We start from the raw sequence: 3,235 nt of genomic DNA, 5'->3' as shown, positions 1-3,235 counted from the left end.
GGGGCCTCGCGCACCTGCCAGCTTTCCCCGGGGGCGGTTTCGGGCGGCGCCCCGCCGTCGGAGCCGTTCAGCCGAAGGCCCCGACATGGTGCATGACCGCCATCCCGGTCTCGCGCACCAGGTCGAACAGGCGCTGCATCGGCTCGAAGATCTCGGCATGTTCGCGGACATAGGCGCCGGCGTTCCGCGGTCCGTGAGATTCGGAATAATCCAGTTCCATCCCGCTGCCGGTGGCGTAGGGGAAGATATAGTCCAGTTCGCGCAGCGCGGCGGGGACTTCGAGGCACAGCACGCGGGTGGTCAGCGCGTCGCGCGAGAAGGCGTTGCGGGGCGAGAAATAGGGAATCCGGGTCGAGAGCAGCCAGATCTGCTCGATGGTGGCGATGCGGATCGCATGCAGCAGCTTCTCGGCCTCGCCCATCCGGGGGGCCTGCGGCCAGGCGCGGCGCAGGGACAGGTGGTCGGACTGGATGCGGCGGAACATGGCCTGGGTGCTGGCCCAGAAATTCAGCCGCTCCAGCCCGTGCATCAGTGCAAGGTAGGCGTCGCGCCGGGACGGGTCGGATTCGGCGGTCGCGCGGTTCAGCCACATGTCGGGATCGAGCATGTAGATGACGGCGCGCAGCACCGTGTCGTCGGAATGGGCGAGCGCGTGGGTGGCGAAATCCACGGCGCGGCGGAAGCGGGGGCTGCGGCTGAGGAATTCCTCGAAGGTTTCGGGGTGGCGCGCGGCGGCGCCGCCCAGGCCCTGGATGGTGTTCGCGCACCAGCCCAATTGCTGCAGGATGGCGTTGTTGGGGATGGCGCGGAGCTGGCTGGGGTGGGAGATCCGCGTCGTGGCCGCGCCGCTGTCGCTCTGCCGCGCCGAGGGGCGGGAGCCGGTCTTGTCGATCAGGGACGGGCCGAAGGCGCCGAGCAGCGCGGCATAGCCGGGGTCCTCGACCAGGCCGGCCATGCCGGCGCCGATGGTCGAAAAGAAATCGGCCGAGAAATCGGGCTCGTCATACACCGGGTCGCGGTTGAGCTGCGTGGGTGCGAAGATGTGCGACGCGATTACCCCCACGGTGGCGTCGGCCATCGCCTGGGTGCCGAAGAGCAGGTAGCCGTCGCCGCCCTGGAAGGCCGTCTCCTCGCGGATGCGCAGGCCGGCTTCGGCGAAGACCGCGCGGGCATGGAGCGGCGAGAGATAGTCCAGCCGGTCGGTCAGGCGGAACGGGTGCGCGCCGCGTCCGATGCTCTCGCCATGGGTGTCGAACAGGATGACCTCGACCTCGGTCAGGTTCCAGCGCCGCAGCAGGTCGCAGATCTTCAGCCGCAGCCGTTCGATCAGGTAGGTCGCGGCCAACTGCCCGACATAGCGGCCGGAATCGGAATAGCCGAATTGCAGGCTGAGCTTGCCGGTGCGGCGCAGATAATCGCGCCAATGCGGGGAATGCAGGGCTTCCTCGACGATATGGGCGCCGTTTTCCAGGGCTTCCTGGGTTTCGAAGAGCGGCGAGATCTCGATCTGGTTCTCGATGCCGAAGCAGCGCGCCAGCCACAGCGCGGTCAGCAGCGTGTAGCCGCTTTCGGTCTCGGCGATCAGGAAGCGGACCGGGCTTTCGCGGTCGATGTGCCGGACGATCTGGCGCACCGTCATCATCAGCCGGGCGGCGGTGGCCTGTTCCAGCAGCAGCGAGCCGAAATCGATCTCGACCGGCTGGACCTGGTCCAGGGCCTCGTTGATCCGGCTGAGCAGGCCGCGGCGCTGCGAGGGGATCTCGGGGCTGTCGGTGATACCCAGGCGCTGGCGCGCGACATTGTGGATCTGCGTCGCGTTCAGCCGCACATGGGTGTGGGCGGCCGCCATGCCGTGCGCCATCAGCCCGGCGCGGGCCACGGCCAGGGTCATGCGCTGCTCGGCGGGGGCGGTATCGATGGCCTCCTGGAACGAGGTGGCCAGTTCGCTGGCGGCGGAGATCGCCTCGTCCCGCCGGCCGATCAGCACGGCGGCGAAGGCGGCGACCGATTCGGGGGTGGGCGATTCGCCGACAGGGCAGGCGGCGATCTGGGCATCGACCGCGTCGAGGGCGCGTTCGACGCGCTGGTGCAGCCCGTCGGCCATCGGACGCAGCGGGGTGATCTGGGCGGCCAGGCGTTCGAGCTGCAGGCGCTTCATGCGCAGGCGCAGGCGGATCGTGTCCCACCAGCCGATGTCGGTGCGGCCGTCCGTGTCGTAGCCGACCCAACTGGTCAGGATGATCGGACGGGGGCTGAGGACCGACCATTCGTGCGGCCAGCGGGCGCGGGCCTCGTTCAGCAGGGTCTCGTTCAGCCGGTCCAGGGCGTTGCGGCCGCGCAGGATGGCGGCCGAGGCCAGGGAAAATTCCTCGTCCAGCGTGGGGGGCGCCGCGCGGCGATGGGTGGGCAGGCAGGGCATGTCCGCCAGATGGCCGTCATCGGTCGAGGCCATCACGGCCAGGGTTTCGTAGACCGGATTGGCCAGGGCGAAGGTCGGGTGGGCGGTGAAGACGGCGGCGAAGCGGCTGCGTTCCACGGTCTTGCGGAAATGGCCGAAATTGGGCGGCGTGCCGTCGGGGCCGCGTTCGCGCGCCACGGTCTGGGCCACGCCGCGCATCCGCGTGGCGATGGCGGAATCGTCCGTGCCCTCGACATAGGCGCGCAGCCGGGCGGCGCGGTCGCGGAAGGCGGCGTCGCGCAGGTGGCGGACGGCCTGTTCCAGCATGTCGGTCGTGACGGTCCCGGCCGTGATCTGCCGGCCGATCCGGCGCGCGAGCGCGATGATGGGATTGCCTGACGACGCGTCCTCGTGATCGGTGACCACCTGCCGCGTGAGGTCGAGCAGCATCTCGGCTGCGTCGCGGGGAGAGATCTCGGTCATGGCGGTAGTCCCAGTCATCCTGAATACGTGGCGTGTCCTGCGGTGGCATCCGGGCGGCATCCGGTCGGCGCACGAGGCGCAAGGTTTCATGTTCGCGCGCCCATCGCAATGTCTGCCGCGGCGACTCGTGCCGAATTTGGGGAACACGCAGTGATTTGTCACGGAACGCAACAGGACCGGAACGGGGGCCTGCGGGTGCTTGGGTTCATGCGGCCGGAATGGTATCGACGGGACGATGAACACGATCCCCGACGCGGACAGGGCGGCCCGGCTGACATTGCGACGCTATCGCCGGGCGGCGACCGGCCTGCTGGTCGCCATGGGGGCGCTGACCGCCGCCGGCTATGCGGCGCC

Annotated in this window: 1 protein-coding gene; it reads right to left on the bottom strand. The window is 69.5% G+C overall.

Going from position 1 to position 3,235, the window contains the following annotated elements:
• Positions 1-67: 67 nt before the first annotated feature.
• Positions 68-2,881 (bottom strand): phosphoenolpyruvate carboxylase, encoded by a 2,814-nt coding sequence (locus HUK84_RS13250; RefSeq protein ID WP_176640713.1) that lies wholly within the window; start codon positions 2,879-2,881, stop codon positions 68-70.
• Positions 2,882-3,235 lie beyond the last annotated feature (354 nt).

The sequence above is a fragment of the Nguyenibacter vanlangensis genome (genome assembly GCF_013376155.1).
Classification (GTDB): domain Bacteria; phylum Pseudomonadota; class Alphaproteobacteria; order Acetobacterales; family Acetobacteraceae; genus Gluconacetobacter; species Gluconacetobacter vanlangensis.
Note: the sequence above shows the minus strand (reverse complement) of the source record. Positions and strands in the feature narration are given on the sequence as shown.